Origin of the sequence: Flavobacterium laiguense, assembly GCF_003097655.1 — a bacterium.
Classification (GTDB): domain Bacteria; phylum Bacteroidota; class Bacteroidia; order Flavobacteriales; family Flavobacteriaceae; genus Flavobacterium; species Flavobacterium laiguense.
This window is the reverse complement of the sequence record NZ_QCZH01000013.1, coordinates 15,852-37,692: the sequence shown is the minus strand read 5'-3', so window position 1 is coordinate 37,692 and position 21,841 is coordinate 15,852. Positions and strand designations below refer to the sequence as shown.

The following is a 21,841-nucleotide window of genomic DNA, read 5'->3' as shown; positions in this document are numbered from 1 at the left end:
ATACAATAATAATATAACAAAAACAACAAAATAGGCACAATGCTTGCCGCTAATTTGAAAAATAAATTGCAAATTTGCACTTCAAATTTTACAATCATGCCTGAAATTTCAATCAGAGGTCGAAGAATGCCGGAATCGCCAATCAGAAAATTGGCTCCTTATGCCGACATGGCTAAAAAAAAGGGACATAAGGTTTATCATCTAAACATTGGACAACCCGATATAAAAAGCCCCGAAATTGCAATCAAAGCGATAAAAAATATTGATTTAACTATCATCGAGTATGGCCCTTCTGAGGGATATGAAAGTTACCGAAAAAAACTAGCCCAATTTTACACCAAACAAGATGTAAAAGTAGGTTACGAAGATATAATGATAACTACAGGTGGTTCTGAAGCACTTTTGTTTGCTCTTGGAAGCATCATGGACCCGGGAGATGAAGTCATTATTCCTGAACCTTTTTACGCCAATTACAGTGCTTTTTCAGAAGAATCAAGTGCAAAAGTTGTACCTGTAATTTCCACTATTGAAAGTGGATTTACATTGCCAACAATTGAAGAATTTGAAAAAGCAATTACCCCAAAAACAAAAGCTATCTTAATTTGTAATCCAAATAATCCAACAGGATATTTATATTCAGAATCTGAAATTAAACAACTGGGAGAATTGGTTAAAAAACATGATTTGTTTTTAATCGCAGACGAAGTGTATCGTGAATTCATATATGACGAAAGAGACCTTCACTTTTCTGTGATGAACCTAAAAGGAATCGAACAAAATGTAATCATGATTGATTCGGTTTCTAAAAGATATAGTATGTGTGGCGCACGTATTGGTTGTATGGTAACTAAAAATAGAGAAGTTATTGCTGCCGCAATGAAATTTGCACAAGCTCGTTTATGCCCACCAACAATCGAACAAATTGCTTGCGAAGCTGCAATTGACACACCTCAAAGTTATTTTGACGAAGTAATAGTTGAATACAAAGAACGAAGAGATATTTTAATTAGCGAATTGAATAAAATAGAAGGCGTAATCGTAAAGACTCCGAAAGCTGCTTTTTATTGCATTGCACAACTTCCTATTGACAATGCAGATGATTTTGCCCAATGGTTATTAGAAAAATACGAATTGAATGGTGAAACGGTTATGGTGGCACCAGCAGCGGGATTTTACTCCACTCCAGGAGTGGGATTAAACCAGATTCGTATTGCTTATGTATTAAAAAAAGAAGACTTGATTAGTGCGGTTCAGATTTTAAAAAAAGGGTTAAGTATTTACAATTCCAAACAAAAAAGCACTTTGCTTTGTACATAAAAACAATTACTGGATTCCTATAGATTAAAAAGGCAATAACACTAAAATGATATTGCCTTTTTATTTTTTGCATCAACACAAACAATCCTAAGATAAATTTTAGATATAATTAAAAGCAGAAACGATAGAAAATGTTTCCTTTTTATTAATTATCTTTACCCCTTAAAAATAGACACCCATAAAAATAGTACCTTTTAATGATAAATAACGAAGAATTTCAAAACGAAATAGGAGACAATCATATCAGTACAAATGCTAATAATCCTGTAAGAGAGGATGCTTTTAACATTACAGATGAAGAGAAAATTGAAAAAATAAAAAAAGATGTCGAAAATATTCTATTAACACTTGGAATGGATTTGACAGATGATAGCATGAAAGGCACACCAAATCGTGTGGCCAAAATGTTTGTCAAAGAAATTTTTGGCGGATTGAATCCAATAAAAAAACCAAAAGCCTCTACTTTTGAGAACAATTACAAATACGGAGAAATGCTAGTTGAAAAAAACATCACTCTCTACTCTACCTGCGAACATCATTTATTACCCATAATCGGAAGAGCGCATGTTGCTTATATTTCGAATGGAAGAGTTATTGGTCTTTCAAAAATGAATCGTATTGTAGATCATTTTGCCAAAAGGCCTCAAGTACAGGAACGCTTAACGATGCAAATTGTTCAAGAATTACAACAAGCGCTTGGAACTGAAGATGTAGCTTGTGTAATTGATGCCAAACACCTTTGCGTAAATTCAAGAGGAATTAAAGATATTGAAAGCAGTACGGTAACCTCAGAATTTGGCGGAAAATTCAAGGACCCTCAAACAAAAAGAGAGTTTTTGGATTATATCAAATTAGATACTAAATTTTAATTTGTTTCAAAATATCAATTCCAAAACATTTAACCATTAAGAAATTAAGCAACATTAAAACTTAAATTCTTAATTCTTTAATGGTTTTTTTTATACAAAACCTACAATTTACTAATTAATTGTCACATTTTCTAATCACACAAAAATGCCATTATACAAGACACAAACCTTGAAAATATACAATTCTCTTTCGGGAGAAAAAGAAACATTTACGCCTATCAACGAAGGAAATGTGGGGATGTATGTATGTGGACCAACGGTTTACAGCAATGTGCATCTAGGAAATGTGAGAACTTTTATGTCATTTGATGTGATTTTTAGATACTTCTTGCATTTGGATTACAAAGTGCGCTATGTTCGAAATATTACGGATGTAGGCCATATTGTGGACGATGTGGATGAAGGAGAAGATAAAATTGCCAAAAAAGCGCGTTTAGAACAATTGGAACCTATGGAAGTGGTGCAACGCTACACGGTCGATTTCCATGATATTCTGAATGCTTTTAACTTTTTGCCACCTAGTATTGAACCTACTGCAACGGGACATATAATTGAGCAAATCGAAATTATAAAAACCATTATTGATAAGGGAATTGGCTACGAAGCCAATGGATCGGTTTATTTCGATGTGGTTAAATTCAACGAAACCAATCATTACGGTATATTAAGCGGTCGAAATATCGAAGATATGCTGGCTAATACACGCGATCTTGACGGACAATCAGACAAAAGAAATCCACAAGATTTTGCACTTTGGAAAAAAGCCGAACCGCAACACATCATGCGTTGGCCTTCGCCTTGGAGCGATGGTTTTCCGGGTTGGCATTTAGAATGTACCGCGATGAGTACTAAATATTTAGGCAATCATTTTGACATTCACGGAGGTGGAATGGATTTAAAATTCCCTCACCATGAATGTGAAATTGCACAAAACGAAGCTTGCACAGGACACACTCCCGTAAATTACTGGATGCATGCCAACATGCTGACTTTGAATGGTAAAAAAATGGCAAAGTCTACTGGAAATAATATTTTACCAGGAGAGATTCTGACAGGAGATAACGCTTTTTTAAGCAAAGCTTTTTCGGCATCGGTAGCACGATTTTTCATGTTACAAGCACATTACAGAAGCATCCTTGATTTCTCTGACGAAGCTATTATTGCTGCGGAAAAAGGGTATAAAAGATTGATGGAAGCAATGGATTCCTTAAAAGGGATATCAGCAAGCACAACCAGCACTTTAGACATCGCCAGTTGGAAACAATTTTGTTATGATGCCATGAACGACGATTTCAATACGCCAATTCTTATTGCACAATTATTCGAAGGTGTTCGTTTTATCAATTTATTAAAAGACGAGAAAGAAACTTTAAACACCGCCGACTTACAATTGTTTACAAAAACAATGCAGGCTTTTGTATTTGATGTTTTGGGACTAGAAGAAGAAAAAACAAACGGCAATACTGAAAAATTAGAAGGTGTGGTTCATATGCTTATCGGCATGCGTAAACAAGCCAGAGACAATAAAAATTTTGCATTGTCGGATCAAATTCGCGACCAATTAATAGCTTTAGGCATTCAATTGAAAGACGGAAAAGAAGGAACAACTTTTAGTGTTCAGTAATCAGTTTATTAGTATTCAGTAAGCAAGTTTCGGTTAATAAATACACACTAAAATTCATCATTAAACTTCAAAGAAGTAAAACGATTTAATTAAGTACCGCTAGCTCTGATCACTAAAAAACTGATTACTGAACACTCTATGTTAAAAAAAATCCTCATATACCCATTTGTATTACTCGTTCGGTTTTATCAGGGAGCAATCTCCCCATTTACTCCTGCGGCTTGTCGGTTTGAGCCCACTTGTTCGACTTATATGATTCAGGCTTTACAAGTTCATGGATTATTTTACGGAGGTTATTTAGGAATAAAAAGAATTTTGAGCTGCCATCCTTGGGGTGGAAAAGGATATGATCCTGTTCCAACCTCACCCCGGCCCTCTCCTCCAGAGAGGGAGAAAAAAAATAAGAAGTGCAATCACAATCACTAAAAAAAGAAATTTTCTTACCTTTTACTTAACACAATTACTCGAATCAAAATAGTATTTTCACAAAAAAATAAAATATAAATGACACACGCTTTAAATATAGTTTGGAATCCTTCTGAAGGTATTGATTTAGGTTTTTTCATTATTCGCTTTTACAGCTTAATGTTTGTAATTGCTTTTGGATTGGGCTGGTACATTATGAAACATATTTTTGAAAGAGAAAACATCTCCATCGATAAATTAGATTCTTTATTTGTATGGACTGTACTAGCAACTCTAGTTGGCGCTCGTTTGGGACATGTTTTCTTTTACGATTGGGAATACTACCGCAACAATCTAGCCGAAATCATTTTACCTTTCCGATTCAGTCCCAAATTCGAATTCACAGGATACCAAGGATTAGCAAGCCATGGAGCAGCTATTTCAATTATCGTTGCTATGTATTTTTTTAGCAAAAAAGTACTTCAAAAACCGCTATTATGGATATTGGATCGTGTGGTAATTCCGGTTGCCAGTGGAGCTATTTTTGTGAGATTGGGTAATTTTTTCAACTCCGAAATTGTGGGTAAAGAAACAACCTCTTCGTTTGGAATACGTTTTGTGAGAGATCATTTTACACCTAGAGAAGCAGTCAATTCAACTCAACTTCCAACACCAAAAGAGGCCTACAATGCTATTGCAACCAATCCTCAATATGCCAATTTACTAGAACAAGTTCCCGCAAAACATCCTGCACAATTGTATGAAGCAGTTTGCTATATCTTTGTTTTCGCTGTATTGTTTTTCTTGTATTGGAAAACAGATGCACGTAAAAAATCAGGTTTCTTGTTTGGCTTATTCTTAGTGCTTTTATTCTCGGTACGTATGGTTGTTGAATCCGTAAAAGAAAGCCAAGGCGGCTTTGAAAACGCTTTAGGATTGTTATCTACCGGACAATGGTTGAGCATTCCTTTTATACTTGTTGGTTTTTATTTTGTATTTACTGCGAAGAAAACGAGTGTAAATTAATTAAGTTTATTACAATATAAAAATAACTCGCTCTTCTAAGTCTAGATAAATTTGTCAATATGAACTTCACAAATATGTCAGCCTTTGTTCTTGAATCTCTTTAGAATTGTATACTTTTCAAATATTTATAAAAAAACTACAAAGTAACAGACTTGTTATTTTGTAGTTTTTCTTTTTCTATCTTTAGGGTACAACCTTTTTCGGCATATAAAGAAAAAGTATTGAATTTCTGAGTTATTCAGGGCAAAAGTCGGCTGTCTTTTATCATAGAATGCGCAGCGGGTTTAAATGGAGTAATTTCAGCCTTATAAACAAACACATCCTAATGTTAAGAAACAAATACTAACCTATTCCTTATAAAAAATAAAGTACATTTCAAATGACACACATCATATTTCATAAAAACAAATGTGCGTAATTTCGTATCTCACTTTAAAAATTAAATCATGAAAGTTAGAATAAGCGTATTAGTCTTTACATTATTTTTTTCAATAACAGCAAACTGTCAAAATATTAGCCTGGGATCAGCCATTAATCAAGCTGGAAGACAACGCATGTTAACCCAACGTATGGCTAAAGATTACATGATGATTGGAGCTGGAGTTAAGATTGAGAATACCACTAAAGAAATTGACGAGTCAATTTCAATATTTGAAGAGCAATACAATACTTTAATAGGATATGCTCCAAATAAAGAAGTAAAGGATGCTTTAAAAATGGTTAACACCATATGGGTTAAATTCCGTATAGATGTAGCAAATGTTCCAGATGTTAACAATGCTTCTCAAATTATAATGGATGCAACGATGTTGATGAATGCCTGCGACAATGTAGTTGAAAAAATTCAGGAATATGGAAATGTAAAAAACACAAAGTTGACTAACGTATCAGGTAAACAACGTATGCTTTCTCAAAGATTAGGGATGTTTTACGCAGCTTACTATTGGAAAGTCCCTTATCATGACTTAATCAAAATTTTTGATGCAACAGTAATTGATTATGAAGAAAATTTAAAATTTCTAATTGATGAATCGGAGAACTATCCTGAAATTACGGAAACCCTTACTAAGATCAAATCGACTTGGTCTTTTTCTAAAACGGGATTTGACTTAAAAAGCAACAAACTTATGCCGTCTGTAATTTATGTGACTACAAATACAATGACCAACGATTTTAACAAAACTACCAGTCAATATGAAAAATTGATAGGTAAATAAATTTCTATCGCAATTACAGCTAAATCTTAAAACAAACACTCCGTATCAAGCTCACAATCAATTATTTTTGACACCAAAAAGACGTCTACTTCTATTTGAACTAGACGTCTTTTATCTTATATTAAATTCCATTTTTCATTAGTTTTCTTAAACACTATTTTCTGGTGTAGCTCCATAAAAATTCCCATCTCAAGTATCACTGTTTGAATTTTAATGACTGAATTCAAAAAAAAGTTCTAGATATGTTCTAAATTTCTCGTGTACGACAACGCGCTTTGCGGTCCGCATCCACGCTTTTCAAAAAGTATGTCGTGCGGGATACACAAACGTCGCTAACTTTGCTTTTTTTTTAAAAAAATTCTTGAAAATGGTAAATATAGCAAAAGAGTCTCCTGACTTTTTCCGAGATGATTTTTATAGAAGTAGCACGTTTTCATAAAAACAATAAAGCAGTAAAAACAAAAAAAAACCTCTTAACTAAGCTACTTTTGTTGATAATAATAATCTTTTAAGATATAAAAGATATTGCTTTACGACCTAGACTTTACAAAAAAAAGGGATTCAAATTTCGTTGAACCCCGATGGTCCTTTCTTTCGTACGATAGCGGTTTTGCAAACCGTGCCCACACAGTAAGACACAAAACAAACAAAAGCAACCTCATAACTGGGTTGCGTTGTTGTTAAAACAACATCTATGAAAGAACTTATCTGGTAAGTTTTCTAAAATCGACTGTTGTTGTTTTACAATCCATATCTACTTCGCTGAACAAGCCAGACAAGTCTAGGCATAAAAAAAAGGATTCAACTTTCGTTGAATCCTTTTTTTAGAAATATGATTAAACTCTAAACTAGGCTTCTTGATGTTGTAATTCAACATTAACCTTATCTTCTTTAGAAATCGTATCTACCAATACTGGTGTAGCAATAAACAATGAAGAATAAGTACCAATTATAATACCGATAAGCATTGCAAATATAAATCCTCTTATTGATTCACCTCCAAAGATGAACATGATCAACAAAACCATAATCATTGTCAATGAAGTATTAATAGTTCTTGACATTGTAGAGTTAATAGATTTATTAACGATCTCAGAGAACGTCCCTTTTGTTTTTCCTTGTAAAAACTCACGAACTCTATCAAATACAATAACAGTATCATTCATGGAGTACCCAATAACGGTAAGGATCGCTGCAATAAAGTGTTGATCGATTTCCATTCCAAAAGGCATGAATTTCCAACACAATGAGTACACACCCAATACAAAGATAACATCATGTGCTACCGCTGCGATTGCTCCTAAACTGTATTGCCATTTTCTGAAACTGATCATTAAGTACAAGAACACAATTGCCATTGCTCCAAGAACCGCCCAATACGCATTTGTTTTGATATCCTCAGCTACAGTAGGCCCAACTTTTGAAGCTTGTAAAACCCCTAGTTTTTTACCATCATAAGCATTGATGAATTTATCATAAGTAATTCCTGCAGAATAGTGCTTTTTCAAGCTTTCAAACAACATTTTATTTACTTCTTCATCAGCAGCACTTCCTGTTTCTTGAATTTTATATTTAGTTGTGATTTTTAATTGATCATCATCTCCAAATATTTTTACCTCGGCACTACCAAATACAGTAGCCAACTCATTTTTAACTTCTTCAGGTTGCATTGATTTTTCAAAACGCACCTGAAAAGTTCTTCCTCCAACGAAATCAACACCTTGGTCAAAACCATTAGTTGCAATAGACGCGATACTAACAATAGTTACAACAGCAGAGAAAACGTAAGTCCATTTTTTTATTCCTAAGAAATCAAAGTGGAAATTAGTAAAGAAATTTTTAGAAAATTTAGTTACAAATGACAAGTCATTTTTACCTGCGATGTTTTTATCAATAAAGATTCTAGCAATGAAGATAGAAGTAAACAAAGAGGTAACGATACCAATTAATAAAGTAGTAGCAAATCCTTTGATTGGTCCTGAACCGAAGATAAACAATACTGCACCTGTCAAGATGTGCGTTACGTTCGCATCAACGATAGAACGCATAGCACCTGTCCAACTATAAGAAGCTTTAACCGCTTCATCAAGTGTTTTTCCAGCACGTAATTCTTCTTTTGCTCTTTCATATATAATGATATTCGCATCAACTGCAGTACCCATAGTCAAAACAATACCCGCAATACCAGGCAATGTAAGCACAGCACCTAAGCTTGCTAAAATACCAAACATAAACAATAAGTTGACCGCCAATGCAATATTAGCATACCAACCTGCTTTACCATAATAGATCATCATCCAAAGTGACACTAAAAGCAATCCAATGATAGCTGAGTTTGTACCATTATCAATAGCTTCTTGACCTAAGGATGGCCCTACCACTTCTGATTGTACTATATCTGCAGCTGCCGGTAATTTACCTGCTCTTAATACATTTGCTAAATCTTTAGTTTGTGTAACATCAAACGAACCAGAAATTTCAGATCTCCCACCAGCAATTGGTCCACTAGAAACCCCAGGAGCAGAATATACAATATCATCAAGAACGATAGCTATATTACTTTTTTGAGTATAAGCTCTACCCGTTAATTCTTCCCATTGTTTTGCACCTTGGTTGTTCATTTGCATAGAAACAGCCGGTTTACCCATTTGATCAAAAGTATCACTAGCATCTGTTACAACACCACCACCCATTGAAGCAACATTATCTCTATTTCCTTTCAATGCATATAACTCAACTACTTCAACATCTTTTTGTTTATCATCTTTAATAGTAGTTGGTATCCCCCATACAAATTTTGCATAACGTTGATCACCTGCCAATAAAACTCTAATGTCCGCTCTTTTAAAATAAGAGTTTACAACAGCAGTATCTTTTGGAGAGAAAAGACCTAAAACCGGTCCACCACCTTGAGCAACAATTTTATCAAACAAAGGATTATTTCCTTTTTTCGTAGCTACAGAATCTTTACCATCAGTTAACAAAGCACTTAACGAGTCTTTTTCAACTTTTTTAGTTTCAACTTTAGTAATCTCAGTTTTTTTCAATGACTCATTGGCAGCCATCATAAAATTACCAATTTCTTCAATTTTAAACGTTTCCCAAAACTCTAATTGAGCAGTACTTTGCAATAATTTCTTGATTCTATCCACATCTTTAGCACCCGGTAATTCAACAAGAATTCTTCCAGACTCCCCTAATTTTTGAATATTAGGTTGTGTTACACCAAATTTATCGATACGTTTTCTCAATACTCCAAAAGCACTTTCAACAGATTCATCAACTTTTCTTTTGATTACTTTCTTAACTTGAGCATCTGTCATTTGAAAAGTAACACCACCTTCACCTTGTAAACTTCTGTTTGCAAAGATATCTGGAGACGCTAATTTTACAGTTCCATTAGAATTGGCTTCAAAAGCGTCAAAAAATGCATCTAAATACGTTTGATTTCCTTTTTGATTTGCAGTAGCATCAGCTAAAGATTTATTAAAAACAGGATTTTTCGATTTATTAGATAATCCTTTTAAGATGTCTTTAACAGAGATTTGAAGAATCACATTGATTCCTCCTTCTAAGTCAAGACCTTTGTTGATTTGTTTATCTTTTACTTCATTGAATGTAAAATCAGTAAAACCTAAGCTAAAAACTTTTTCTTTACCAATAGAATCCAAATATTTTACTTCTTTCCCTGGGTTATTACCAGCAAAAGTTTTTGCATCACTTTTTATTTTGCTTGAGACAAAAGTGAAAGAAAGTTGGTAAATGCTCACCAACGCAAATAGAATTGCGAAAAATTTAATCAGTCCTTTATTCTGCATTATTACTAAAAATTAATTATTTTTATTTATTTATTTTTGTTTTAAACCCTATAAAATAAGCCACTACGTCGATTTTTGAAAACAAAAAAGAACTGCACGATTTATGTCATTTTTTTTAAACCGAGCAAATATATAATTAACGCTAAGATTAACCAATTTTTTATTGATTATTATCAAAAAAAAGACTGCAATACTGCAGCCTTCTTTTTTTATACGCCAATTTATTATGCCAATACCGATTTTAAATCAGCATTCATGTTTCTAACAGCCTCAGCACTTTTTGCAAAAGCAGCTTTTTCAGCATCATTTAATTTAATGTCAACTATTTCTTCAACTCCGTTTTTGCCTATAATACAAGGTACCCCGATACAAATATCATTTTGTCCGTACTCCCCTTCAACAAAAACAGAACAAGCAATCATTTTCTTTTGGTCATTCAATATACTATCTACCAAATAAGCAACAGAAGCTCCCGGAGCATACCAAGCAGATGTTCCCAAAAGACCAGTAAGCGTAGCACCACCAACCATAGTTGCAGCAGCTACTTTTTCTAACTCTTCTTGAGATAAAAATTGAGAAACCGGAATACCATTATAAGAAGCCAAACGAGTTAACGGAATCATTGTGGTATCACCATGACCACCAATAACCATAGCCGAAATATCATTAGACGGTTTATCTAACGCTTTAGACAAATAATATCTAAAACGAGAACTATCTAAAGCTCCTCCCATTCCTATAATTCTATTTTTTGGCAAACCTGTTGATTTCAAAGCCAAATAAGTCATGGTATCCATTGGATTAGAAACCACAACAACAATACAATTTGGCGAATGCACCAATACATTCTCTGCAACTGTTTTCACAATTCCTGCATTAATCCCGATTAATTCTTCTCTGGTCATACCTGGTTTTCTAGGAATCCCAGAGGTAATCACAACCACATCACTGTTTGCTGTTTTAGAATAATCATTAGTAACACCTGAAACATTTGTATTAAAACCAGTGTTTGTAGCACATTGCATAATATCCATTGCTTTACCTTCGGCAAAACCCTCTCTAATATCCAATAACACTACTTCACTTGCAATTCCTCTATAAGAAATTGAATCTGCACAGGATGCTCCCACATTTCCTGCTCCTACAATGGTAACTTTCATTTTATATGTTTTTTTGTTAATTTATAATTAAAAAAAATACAGTATTATAGAACATTACGCGTCGATATTTGCATAAACTGCATTTTTCTCGATAAATTCTCTTCTTGGCGGAACTTCATCCCCCATTAACATAGAAAAAACTCTATCCGCTTCTGCTAAACTGTCAATAGTAACCTGTCTTAAAGTTCTAAAACTTGGATCCATTGTTGTTTCCCACAATTGCTCCGCATTCATCTCTCCAAGACCTTTATAACGTTGAATCGCTGCTCCTCCGCCCATTCTAGCATTTGCATCATCACGACTTTTATCGTCCCAAGCGTATTCTTTATTTTTTCCTTTTTTAACCAAGTACAAAGGTGGAGCTGCAATATATACGTGTCCTTCTTCAATTAGTTCTTTCATAAAACGGAAAAAGAAAGTCAAGATTAAAGTAGCGATATGACTACCATCGACATCGGCATCACACATAATAATTACTTTATGATATCTTAATTTTTCAATATTTAATGCTTTACTATCTTCGGCTGTTCCTATGGTAACTCCAAGTGCCGTAAATATATTTCGAATCTCTTCATTTTCAAAAACTTTGTGATGCATGGCTTTCTCAACGTTCAAAATCTTACCTCTTAATGGTAAAATTGCTTGAAACGCCCGATCACGGCCTTGTTTGGCCGTTCCACCTGCCGAGTCTCCCTCGACAAGATATACTTCACATTTTGCAGGGTCTTGCTCTGAGCAATCGGATAATTTTCCTGGCAATCCGCCTCCACCCATTACGGTTTTGCGTTGCACCATTTCACGGGCTTTTTTGGCCGCATGACGCGCTTGTGCTGCAAGAATAACTTTCTGAACAATTATACGAGCATCATTTGGATTTTCCTCCAAATAATTCTCAATCATTTCACTAACCGCTTGACTCACCGGAGAAACTACTTCACGATTTCCAAGTTTGGTTTTCGTTTGTCCCTCAAATTGTGGTTCAGCTACTTTTACCGAAATAATTGCCGTAAGACCTTCACGAAAATCATCTCCAGAGATATCAAACTTCAATTTTTCCAACATTCCAGAGGCATCTGCATATTTCTTCAACGATCTTGTAAGACCTGTTCTAAAACCTTGCAAGTGCGTACCTCCTTCGTGAGTATTGATATTATTTACGTAAGAAAAAATATTTTCTGAGTAACTTGTATTATATATCAAAGCTACCTCAACTGGAATTTCTCCTTTTTCGTGATCCATAGAAATTACATGCGCAATAATTGGCTCACGATTTCCATCAAGATAACGGATGTATTCTTTAAGTCCTTCATCTGAATGAAAGATTTCTGAAACAAAATTTCCGTCTTTATCAACTTCTCTTTTATCTGTAAAAGTAATAGTGATTCCTTTATTCAAATAGGACAACTCACGCATACGAGCAGACAAAGTATCATACGAATATTCTATGGTTTGAGTAAATATAGAAGGATCTGGGTAAAAAGTTACTATTGTACCTCTTTTGGTCGTTTCTCCAATTTGTTTTACCGGATAAAGCGCTTTTCCTTTTTCATATTCTTGCTCATATACTTTCCCGTCGCTACTGTGAACTGTTGCTCTTAAATGGTTCGACAAAGCATTTACTACAGAAACCCCAACACCGTGAAGACCTCCAGAAACTTTATACGAATCTTTATCGAATTTACCCCCAGCACCAATTTTGGTCATTACAACCTCTAATGCTGAAACTCCTTCTTTTTTATGAATTCCTACTGGAATACCACGTCCATTATCTTCAACAGAAATAGAACCGTCTTCATTGATATCAACTCTTATGGTATCACAATGACCCCCCATTGCCTCATCAATAGAGTTATCTACAACTTCATAAACTAAATGATGCAACCCTCTTACACCTACATCTCCAATGTACATCGATGGACGCATTCTTACGTGCTCCATTCCTTCTAATGCCTGAATACTGTCTGCTGAATAATTATCCTTCTTGATTTCTTCGCTCATATATTTTAATCTAAAAAAAAATGTAATTTTCGTCTAACACGCAAATATATAAAAACACTATCTATTTTACCTATTTATTCCTGTTTTAAGCGTTTAAGTTATTAACATTTATGGTTTATATCCATAAAAAAAACGGCTTCAAAATAGAAGCCGTTTTTAAAACTAAATTCAAAATTATATTTATGCTTTTACATAAGCGTCATCATGCACACTGGCAACTGCTCTACCCGATGGATCATTCATGTTTTTGAATGCTGCATCCCACTCTAAAGCGATTTTTGTACTACAAGCCACACTTGCCTCTTGTGGCACGCATAAAGCGGCTGCATCACTTGGGAAATGCTCATTAAAAATAGAACGGTAGTAATACTCTTCTTTTGAAGTTGGTGTTTGCAACGGAAAACGGAATTTTGCATTTGCTAATTGCTCATCTGAAACAGCCTCAGCCACCACTTCTTTCAAAGTATCAATCCAGCTGTATCCTACTCCATCACTAAATTGTTCTTTTTGTCTCCATGCCACACTTTCCGGCAACATGTCTTCAAAAGCTTTACGAACCACCCATTTTTCCATCGGATGTTCTTTGTTAATCATTTTATCTTGTGGATTGATTCTCATCGCCACATCCATAAATTCTTTATCTAAAAATGGAACACGCCCTTCAATTCCCCATGCTGCTAAACTTTTATTAGCACGCAAACAGTCGTACATGTGTAATTTACTTAATTTACGGACATTTTCTTCATGAAATTCTCTTGCATTTGGCGCTTTATGGAAGTATAAATACCCTCCAAACAATTCGTCTGCCCCTTCTCCAGACAGTACCATCTTTATACCCATCGATTTAATCACTCTCGCCATTAACCACATTGGAGTTGACGCTCTAACCGTGGTAACATCATAAGTTTCCAAACTGTAAATCACATCGCGTACCGCATCCAAACCTTCTTGGATGGTGAATTTTATTTCGTGATGAATAGTACCGATATGGTCTGCTACAATTTGAGCAGCTGCTAAATCCGGAGAACCTTCCAACCCTACAGAAAAAGAATGTAATTGTGGATACCAAGCATCGGCTACATCTCCTGATTCAACACGTTTTTGAGCATATTTTTTGGCTACAGCCGAAGTAATCGAAGAATCCAAACCACCTGAAAGCAAAACTCCATAAGGCACATCACTCATCAATTGTCTGTGAACTGCAGCTTCCAATGCCACTTTAATATCCGAAATACTAGTTTCGTTATCTTTTACGGCATCATAATCGACCCATTCTCTTTTGTACCATTGTACAAATTCACCATCTTTGCTTGACATATAATGTCCTGGAGGAAACAATTGAATTTTGGCACAATATCCTTCTAGAGCTTTCAATTCTGAAGCCACATAAAAAGTTCCGTGTTGATCCCAACCAATGTACAATGGAATAATTCCCATGTGGTCACGAGCTACAAAATACTCGTCTTTTTCAACATCATAAATCGCAAATCCAAAAATACCATTCATTTCATCTATAAAATGTGGCCCTTTTTCTTTGTATAAAGCCAAAATAACTTCACAGTCACTTTCGGTTTTAAAATGATATTTCCCTTCAAATTGTTTACGCAATTCTCTGTGGTTGTATATTTCTCCGTTGGCTGCCAAAACCAAATTTCCATCTTCACTGAATAAAGGTTGTTTTCCAGAAGCTGGATCAACAATCGCTAAACGCTCATGAGACAAAATTGCTTTATCATTGCTAAAAATTCCGCTCCAATCCGGTCCACGATGACGAATGATTTTAGACATTTCCAACACTTGAGGTCTTAAAACTTCTGCTTTTTGCTTTAGGTCAAAGGCACATACTATTCCACACATAACTTTATATTTTAACTGTTAGTTTATTTTGATATGGCAAAGATGTATATTTAGTTTTAATTGAGAAACACATTCGCATTATTTAGTTTCAAATTATAACTAAAAAACAAAACAACCCGTAATTATGTAATCAAAAACTAATCAAACCACAAAATAAGGTTAAAAATCGTAAGATGAGATTTAAAACAAAGCTACTCCACACTTTCGATAGTATAAGTAGTCGTATTTATCTCAAAAGTAAATCCCTCCTTGTTTCCCATTAATTTATTCCCCAAAGGCGATTGTGGAGACAAAGCAATAATATTAACTCCCTCGACATTGATTTTTGGAAGCGCAAGACTGAGATACAAATAGATTCCATTCGCTTTTACCAAGCTTCCTAAAACAATAGTTTCGGCAACTAAAGAAGCATCTATTTTGTCTAAAACTGCTTTTTGAGTCAATACTTCTTTGAGTTTCGTATTGAGTTTCTCTTGTTCAAGATGCATCATAGACAAGGCTGTCTCGTGCTTATCTCCGGCCGAACCTTTCGCATCGTTTTTTGAATCTTCGGTAAGAGCCACAATCATGTCTTTGAATACGTCGATTCTATCCTGAACTAATTGATGGTATTGTTGGTATATTTTTTGTTTGAAAGTCATATTTAGACTATTAGATTATTAGACTACTTAGATTTTTTAAATTATTCTATATCTAAAAATCAAATTTACAATTCGCTCCCAATAGTACTTGAAAACCTTGTACAGGATAATTCAGCCATTTTTGATAGCCGTTGTTTGTGATGTTATTCGCTTTTAAAAAGGCTGTGAATCTTTCGTTGTATTTGAATCTTACATTGGCATTCAAATCCAAATAACTGTCTAACGTTATAGGAACAAAATCTGGAGCTACAATATAAACAATATCTGTATTTGACTGCTGGTCTTTACGCTCCCCTACATAAAACAAATTAACTCCTGCAAACCATTTTTCGGTAATTGCAAAATCTAAAGTCGAATTCAATTCAATAGCGGGTAAATTCCATGCTTCACTTTGTATTTTATTGTAATAACTACTAAAAGTCGCATCAACTCCAACTGTCACTCCTTTTGTCAAATCGGCTTTTAGCTCTCCATAAAAACGGATCGTTTTCATGTCATCGTAAACCACACTTAAGGAATTTCCAAAAGCATAATTGGCATTGGTGCTTTTTTCGTTATAATCATTACTTACAAACAAGGCGCAATTTTCATCATATATATAGGAAGCTTTTATATCATAACTAACCGTACTTGCCAGTTTTCCTTTTAAACCTGCATGAACATCATACAATTCATTGGTTGGTTTTATGTTTAATGTAGGCGAAACAAACGGATTGGCATCCACAAAATCGGTATACGTATTTTGCCTTAAATCCCCAACTGCACCCGAATAGAAAATCATCAAATCACCCACTATTTTACAGGAAGCTGTCACCGAAGGATACACATAGAATTTGTTCGTTTTATTTTCGGTTCCCATACTATACATCAAACCGGCACCTATATTCAGTGTCCAATCTTCTTTTATCATTTCAAAACTTGGAACAATACCCAAATTTGTATAACCATATTTTAAAGGAGTCGTATTGGTCCCTAAATAATCACTTTTGAAACTTCCACCAACATAATCGACAATAACTTTTGTTTTTATTGCTTCGTCCATAACATCAAACTTAAAAGTTGGCGTTAGCAAAAATCGATTTTCAGATGAGCTATACGCATCCGAAAAATGATTGAATTTTAAATTAGCATTGTTCAAAATACCTTCTTCAAAAGCAATATCACCTCCCACCGAGATCGAATTATAGGATTGTTGCGGATTAATGCTATTCACCAACGCTATACTTTCCGGAAGTGTCAACGTATTCCCAAAATTATCTGGCAATCCGAACCAATTATAGATTTGGTTTTGATATCCAGCATTGACATTCCACGCCATTTCTTTTTCGTTTGTTCCATAAACCAGATCAATCGCAGTGTCATAAAAGCCATTATCCAGGACAACATCTTTCAATCCGCCTTGAGAGGATTGATGACGAAACATCCCACTAACGTACTCATTGTTATTAAGATCATCTGTTACAAATAGCTCAGCGTTTAGGACACCATAATTACCTAAACCCAAAGTTGCATAATTCTTGAACAAACGTACTTGTTTTGCTTTTTCAACTCCTTCGGCATTTCCTTTAGAAGGCAAAAAAGTAGAGGCTACAGGAAAAGGCAAAATGGAATATTTCACACTTTCTTTTTTGGCATTCTCATCGTTTGTAATCACTGGAACTTCTTTTACTTTGAAAGCATCTGAAATTGTTGGAGCATATGGTTTTACCACATTTACAACTTCTGTTCCTATATTTTCTTGTTTGTTTTGAGCAAATGAAAATTGGGAAAGGAATAGGAGCAAAATCCCCACCCCTCCCGATAACCATCGGGACTCCCCCAAAAGAAAGGAAGCCGAAAACCTTGATTGTTTATTCATGAATGCTTTTATGTTGTTGATTATCATCTTTTGTCTATTTTCTATTTTCTGCCTTCTCACCTCTAACTTCTGCCTTACACATCCCATTCTCCCTTTGCAATGAATTGCGTTTTTCCACCAATTTTTATATCAAAATGGTCTTCGGATAATTTTCCATCGAAATAGATTCGTGAAGGTCTATCGATAAAATCCCCTTGATGATTGATCAATTTAATTTCTGGCGAATGGTATTTCAAAAGAAAAGCTTGCAGGCACGTACTCGCACTTCCGGTTGCAGCATCTTCTATAAGCTGATTATTTTCAATACATAACATTCTACTGTAAAGTTCCCCTTGGTCAAAACAATAGAAATATAATGCTCTATGATTTGTTTTACAATGAGCTTGCAACCATTCTTTCATTTTGATCAATTCGAGATTTAAATCTTCCAGAGCTTTTATATTTTTAAGTGGTACAACCACAAACGCACTTCCCGTAGAAACTTCTTGAATGGAAAATTCATCATCAAAATCTTCAGAACTCAAATTACTAAAAGAAGCAAAATCTTCTTTTGAGAAAACATCTAAAAATTCAGGTTGAGCTGCCTGTAGCCAAACCAAATCCTCTGACTGCTGAATTGGAATTTCACCAATTGGAACCGATAATTTAAAATTTCGAGGATGAGTCTCTACTATTTTATTCATCAAAACCCACGAAGTCCCAATTATAGGATGACCTGCAAATTGCATTTCACTAACGGGAGTAAAAATTCTAATAGATGCACTATTATTTTCAGGTTGCATCTTAGTAATAAAAGTACTTTCGGCAAAGTTAATTTCGCGTGCTATTTCTTGCATCTTTTCTGTACTTAAAGTATCAGCCTCCAAAAAAACAGCCAATTGATTTCCATCATATTTTTTCTCTGCAAAAACATCTACTATATAAAAAGGTAATTTCATTCTGTTTTTCTATTTCGTTATTGATGAATTGGTTTTGGCTTCTTCTGCTTTTATTCTATTCAATTCCGTTTTTGCTTCTTCAATTACATCTGAATAATCCGTGAAATTTTCGATTACGTTCTCTAATACATACGTCGCTTGATAACTATCTTTCAAACCATAATAATTCTTAGCCATTAGAATCAAACCTTTGGCTCCAAAATAGCGGTAACTAGAATAATTTTTGGCTAATTTTTGAATTACTGTATTCGAAATCTCAAATTTTCCGTCTTTATTTTTAAAATAGGCATCATAATACAACGCTTCGGCGGCCAATTCTCCTTTACTCACACTCAGCAATTTTGCGTAAGCTCCTTTCGCTTTAGCTTCATCACCAGATTGCATGGCAGAACGAGCAACGATGATTTGGGCATCACTTTTCACGTTTTCTTCGGTTTTTGGGTTAGCCAAAACTTTATCGGCATAAGCCACGGAATTTGGATAATCCTTTACATCATAATAACATTTCATCAAATTGGCTTGGGAGAATGTTTTGTTTTGCGAAAAATCGGCCTCTTTTTCTAAACGAACCAATACCGAAATTCCCTTATCACAATTTCTATCTTTCAAAAATATTTCTGCCAATCGAACTAAAGCTTGCTCGGTGTATTCGCAACGGGGTTGATCTATCACAAATTCGTAATTGGGAACCGATTTACTTTCGGAACCTTCAGCGAAATACAATTGCGCCAATACGAAATTCGCTTTTAGAATATGAATCCCGTTTGGAAACTTCTTTATATAATTGCTAAATCCTGAAATGGCCTGTTTCGCATTACTGAGTTCGTATTGCTTTTCGGCAGCCTCAAAAGTGTCGTTATCTAGATCGACATCCGTTACTGCCACAAAATCTAAAGTACGCACCCAAGTGGCATATTCATCTACTTTTCCGTTATCAACATAAATCAATCGAGCGGTAGCAACAGCTTCATAAGCTTCGGGGGTTTTAGGGAAATCAGAGGCTACTTTTTTAAATTTGGTTAAAGCCAAATCATCACGATCCGAATTATAATAAATCAATCCTTGACGCAAAACAGATCTTGAAGTATAGGAACTGTTTTTATTGGTTGTGATTAACTTATCATAGGTTTTTATAGCCAAATCGGGTTTGTTCTCGGCCACATAGGTATTTCCTAATTCAAACAAAACATCATCTTGATAGTCTGATTTTGGATACGATGTCAAAAACGCATTGAGTTCTTCTATTTTTTTACTGTTTTTGGAAAGAAACCCATAGCAAAGTGCTTCTTGAAAATAAGCATAATCTCCATCCACACTTTTCGATTCTATCACCTTAATATAAGCATCTAAAGCTGATTGATATTTAGTAGTAACAAATCGGCAATCAGCAAGGCGCAAGTAGGAATCATTCAAACGGAATTTATCCGCTTTATTATTGTCTATTTGGCTTTGGAAAGAATTCCCGGCCGCATCATATTCTTTCAACTTAAAATTAGCATAAGCAATATTATAATTGATGTTTTTAAATTCGGCAGTTTCTTTGGCTTTTGCCAAATCCGAGAACTGCTGATAACCCAACAAAGCTTCTTTGTAATCTTCTAAATTATATTCAGATTCCCCTTTCCAAAAAGTGGCACGTGCAGTAATGATGGGATCTTTTTGTTCTTTGATGGCTTTTTCGAATAGTATCAAAGATTGAGAATAATTCCCTTCGGTAAACAATTCCAGTCCTCTATAGAAAACTACTTTTTGATAGGCAACGCTGTTTTCTGGAGTTTTGTTTTTCTCCAATAAAGTCAGTGCTTCTTTATAGTTTTTGGATGAAATATAAGAATCGATCAATAATTTTTCTATCGCAGAATTATTGGGGTTATTAGGATATTTATTGACAAAACCCAACAAAACCTCTGGGACACTTTGATAGGAATTCCCAATTTCATAACTCAATTTGACATAATTCAAACTCGCATCTTCTTGCAGCTTTAAATTAAAATTCATTTCGGAAGCATTCTTAAAAGCATTAAGAGCCTGTTGTTTTTTACCCGATTCTAAATAACTTTCTCCCAAATGATAATAGGCATTTTGGGCAATAAAATCCTTTCCGTCTATAATTTTATTAAATTGTGAAATGGCATTGTCATAATCCTTTTGCATATAATATGCATAGCCCAATTGATAAAAATCAGTGTTATTCCATTTTCCATTTTTTCCTTTATAGCCTACTAAATAAGGAATAGCCTCATTGTATTGTTTTAGATTGAAATAACTTTCGCCAATGATTTTATTCAATTCCGATTTTTCTAAAGCAGTGGATTTTGGCATGGCCTTGATTCCTAAATCAATCGCTTTTTGAAAATTCCCCGATTTGAAGCTCATATCCGATTTGTAATACGATAATTTTTCGGCGTATTTCTCATCGCCAGAAACCTGATCAAATTGCTTGTTAGCTTCAGCATAATCATCCGATTCATAAGCCATAAAGCCCAGATAATACTTGCTTTGCTTCGCATATTCTTCAGAATTGACCACTCTATTAAAATAGCTTTTGGCTTCTTTCATTTTTTTTGCAACAAAATAAGAATAGCCTTTTTCAAAATTGAACTTGTTGCGTTCATTATTTCTCAAAACAATTTCGTCCACTTTCTCAAACCATTGCAAAGCTTCTTTATATTCTCTATGATCAAAGTAATAGTAGGCTACATCGATAAAAGCCTGATTTTGTTTACGACTGGCAGGATAATCTACAACGAAGTTATTAATCAATTCTTCGGCATTGTCCTGATCGGTACGAATGGCGCAATTGGCAATGTAATACGCACAATCCGATAGCGTTCCCTCATTTTTAGAAACTGCTTTTATGTTTTCAAAAAGGATTTGCGCCGACGCATATTGTTGGTCTTCATATAAAGAAAGTGCTTTATCGAAATCCTTCAATGGGTAGGTATAAATGGCTGATTCTTGTGAATAAAGGGAAGTTATTTGAACAATAAAAAGGAATAAAAAGAGCTTCGGAAGTTTCTGCATTGTTATTTTATTTAATGATCAAATGTATTTATTTCTGTGTCTATAACGAAACGCTGTCTGCTTTTATTATGAACTATTTTTAAACCTCA

14 protein-coding genes are annotated in these 21,841 nt (G+C 34.5%); 6 read left to right on the top strand and 8 right to left on the bottom strand.

Annotated elements, in window-relative coordinates; genetic code table 11:
• Nucleotides 1-96: 96 nt before the first annotated feature.
• From DB891_RS11595 to DB891_RS11570, 6 genes are all read left to right on the top strand, one after another.
• Nucleotides 97-1,317, top strand: a complete 1,221-nt coding sequence (locus DB891_RS11595; RefSeq protein ID WP_116763711.1) for a pyridoxal phosphate-dependent aminotransferase — start codon at nucleotides 97-99, stop codon at nucleotides 1,315-1,317.
• A 197-nt stretch (nucleotides 1,318-1,514) separates the two neighbouring features.
• On the top strand, nucleotides 1,515-2,186 hold the full coding sequence (gene folE, locus DB891_RS11590) for a GTP cyclohydrolase I FolE (RefSeq protein ID WP_116763709.1): 672 nt from the start codon (nucleotides 1,515-1,517) through the stop codon (nucleotides 2,184-2,186).
• 145 nt (nucleotides 2,187-2,331) lie between these two features.
• The gene (gene cysS / locus DB891_RS11585; RefSeq protein ID WP_116763707.1) at nucleotides 2,332-3,810 is read left to right on the top strand and encodes a cysteine--tRNA ligase; all 1,479 of its coding nucleotides are present in this window, start codon (nucleotides 2,332-2,334) and stop codon (nucleotides 3,808-3,810) included.
• Between the two features lie 138 nt (nucleotides 3,811-3,948).
• Complete coding sequence (gene yidD, locus DB891_RS11580) at nucleotides 3,949-4,236, top strand: membrane protein insertion efficiency factor YidD (protein ID WP_223256094.1); 288 nt, start codon at nucleotides 3,949-3,951, stop codon at nucleotides 4,234-4,236.
• A 78-nt stretch (nucleotides 4,237-4,314) separates the two neighbouring features.
• Nucleotides 4,315-5,241 carry a prolipoprotein diacylglyceryl transferase gene (lgt, locus tag DB891_RS11575; RefSeq protein ID WP_116763705.1) on the top strand — a complete coding sequence of 309 codons (927 nt, stop codon included), beginning with the start codon at nucleotides 4,315-4,317 and terminating at the stop codon, nucleotides 5,239-5,241.
• Nucleotides 5,242-5,687: 446 nt separating this feature from the next.
• Complete coding sequence (locus DB891_RS11570; RefSeq protein WP_116763703.1) at nucleotides 5,688-6,458, top strand: type IV pili methyl-accepting chemotaxis transducer N-terminal domain-containing protein; 771 nt, start codon at nucleotides 5,688-5,690, stop codon at nucleotides 6,456-6,458.
• A gap of 848 nt (nucleotides 6,459-7,306) precedes the next feature.
• On the opposite strand, the gene secDF is transcribed toward DB891_RS11570, so the two are convergent.
• The 8 genes from secDF to DB891_RS11530 form a co-directional block, all read right to left on the bottom strand.
• The gene (gene secDF, locus DB891_RS11565) at nucleotides 7,307-10,276 is read right to left on the bottom strand and encodes a protein translocase subunit SecDF (protein ID WP_116763701.1); all 2,970 of its coding nucleotides are present in this window, start codon (nucleotides 10,274-10,276) and stop codon (nucleotides 7,307-7,309) included.
• A gap of 224 nt (nucleotides 10,277-10,500) precedes the next feature.
• Complete coding sequence (locus DB891_RS11560; RefSeq protein WP_116763699.1) at nucleotides 10,501-11,436, bottom strand: malate dehydrogenase; 936 nt, start codon at nucleotides 11,434-11,436, stop codon at nucleotides 10,501-10,503.
• A gap of 54 nt (nucleotides 11,437-11,490) precedes the next feature.
• Complete coding sequence (gene gyrB / locus DB891_RS11555; RefSeq protein ID WP_116763697.1) at nucleotides 11,491-13,434, bottom strand: DNA topoisomerase (ATP-hydrolyzing) subunit B; 1,944 nt, start codon at nucleotides 13,432-13,434, stop codon at nucleotides 11,491-11,493.
• 180 nt (nucleotides 13,435-13,614) lie between these two features.
• Nucleotides 13,615-15,291, bottom strand: coding sequence for an asparagine synthase B (asnB, locus tag DB891_RS11550; RefSeq protein ID WP_116763695.1), 1,677 nt, complete (start codon nucleotides 15,289-15,291; stop codon nucleotides 13,615-13,617).
• Between the two features lie 191 nt (nucleotides 15,292-15,482).
• Nucleotides 15,483-15,932, bottom strand: coding sequence for a hypothetical protein (locus DB891_RS11545; RefSeq protein ID WP_116763693.1), 450 nt, complete (start codon nucleotides 15,930-15,932; stop codon nucleotides 15,483-15,485).
• Nucleotides 15,933-15,984: 52 nt separating this feature from the next.
• The gene (locus tag DB891_RS11540; RefSeq protein ID WP_223256093.1) at nucleotides 15,985-17,817 is read right to left on the bottom strand and encodes a TonB-dependent receptor; all 1,833 of its coding nucleotides are present in this window, start codon (nucleotides 17,815-17,817) and stop codon (nucleotides 15,985-15,987) included.
• Between the two features lie 47 nt (nucleotides 17,818-17,864).
• Complete coding sequence (locus tag DB891_RS11535) at nucleotides 17,865-18,728, bottom strand: PhzF family phenazine biosynthesis protein (RefSeq protein ID WP_116763691.1); 864 nt, start codon at nucleotides 18,726-18,728, stop codon at nucleotides 17,865-17,867.
• Between the two features lie 9 nt (nucleotides 18,729-18,737).
• The gene (locus tag DB891_RS11530) at nucleotides 18,738-21,752 is read right to left on the bottom strand and encodes a tetratricopeptide repeat protein (protein ID WP_116763689.1); all 3,015 of its coding nucleotides are present in this window, start codon (nucleotides 21,750-21,752) and stop codon (nucleotides 18,738-18,740) included.
• Nucleotides 21,753-21,841 lie beyond the last annotated feature (89 nt).